This window comes from Psychrobacillus sp. (genome assembly GCF_056205495.1).
In genome coordinates this window covers 1-1,681 of sequence record NZ_JBAEAP010000068.1, presented here as the reverse complement: position 1 = coordinate 1,681, position 1,681 = coordinate 1, and the positions used below count along the sequence as shown (strand labels likewise).

Genomic DNA, 1,681 nt, shown 5'->3' with positions numbered 1-1,681 from the left:
CTGCAGACTCCTCTGCAACGGCTACAATATTAGATATTGCCCCTACAACCACTTCTCTATTAGAATACATGGTATTCATTTCTTCATTTAAATAAATAAGATCTTCTTTTATTTGTTGAATGGATTTAGTCAATTCAACGAAAGATTGTTTAGTATACTCAACTGAATCCATTTGTTCATTTGAAATCGATTGAGTTTCCGTCATTTGAATTTCTGCTAAACGTGTGTCCTGCTCAATTTGCTTTAAAAGATTACGTACACTATCTGTAGCTACCTGAGTACCTTCTGATAGCTTCCTTACCTCCTCTGCTACTACCGCAAATCCTTTTCCATGCTCTCCTGCCCTTGCAGCTTCGATACTTGCATTTAAAGCAAGTAAGTTGGTTTGGGCAGATATATCATTAATGGTCTGAACAATTTGAGATATCTGTCCCATTCGATTAGTAAGTTGAGTAAAAGTAGCCTGTAGGACATCCATCACTGCTTGCAATCTATCAGTATTTGTAGTTAAGGTATTTATGTTAGATAAACCATTTTCTTGTACGCTTGTCATTTGACTAACCCCTACAATAATTTCATTATATTGCTTAAGTGTTTTCTCAATAACTGTAGACAAATCATTTACTTTATCAGAAGCTACCTCTGCTTCCTCTGCTTGTATAACTGCACCTTTAGAGATTTCTGTAATAACATGTGAAATTTCATCAGCAGCTGCCGTAGTTTCTTCTATTACAGCACTCAGCACCTCGGAGGAGCCTCTCATATGGTCTGAAGATACTTTTGTTTGACTCACCATTTCCTCTAAACTATTCTTCATAGTATTCACATTTAATGCAAGCTGACCTAACTCATCCCTTGTTTCTATTGGTATCTCATTTCCACTAAGCTTTCCATCTGCTATATCCGAGGTTAAAACCATAATCTTCTTTAAATAAGATGTCATTTTTCTAGCAAAGTACCAAAACAGTACTAATCCTAACAGGAGCGCTATTAAAATCGTCACAATGGTTGTAAATAACATAGTATGTGCGCCTTTATTAAAGTCCATTTCGTATGTAGCTGCTACAATTATCCACCCCCAATTGGGATCCTCTATACTATATGCAATTTTTGGTTCCACTTGAGCTTCGTCACTAGGAAGTGGCCAGTTATAAGACACGTACCCCCCACCATTTAATGCTTTTTCTATACTATCTCTTATAAAATACTGACCATCCTCCGACTGATTATCATATAAGTTTTCCCCTTCTAGACTAGGGTGTACTAATAAGTTGCCTTTATCATCCATAACATAATAATAGAAATTCTTCCCGTAGGATGCCGGATTAGTGATTGAACGTTTATTGTCCTCCTTTAAAGGACCGATAATTTTATCTGCAACTCGTGCTTTTGCTTCTTCAATTGTTATAACGCCTTTTTCTACCTCTTTATTCAATTCATCAATTAAATCCAATATTGCATAGGTACCATTTTGAATCCCCATTTTCCCTAATTCATCTAATTCTTTTTTAGCTAACAAATAATTATTTAGGCCTAGTATTGATAAAGGTAGTAATATAACGATTAAAGCCAGAACTAAAAGTTTACTTTTTAAAGAACCACGCATATAATAACACTCCCTTTTTGATTAATTATACCTACAATATTTGTACAGAAATGTGATAATTATCACATTTAAGCA

1 protein-coding gene is annotated in these 1,681 nt (G+C 34.9%); it reads right to left on the bottom strand.

Annotation, left to right across the window (positions count from 1 at the left end):
• On the bottom strand, window positions 1-1,606 hold a 1,606-nt coding region (locus tag AC06OU_RS02165; RefSeq protein ID WP_475853654.1), incomplete at its 3' end, for a methyl-accepting chemotaxis protein.
• Between the last annotated feature and the right edge of the window lie 75 nt (window positions 1,607-1,681).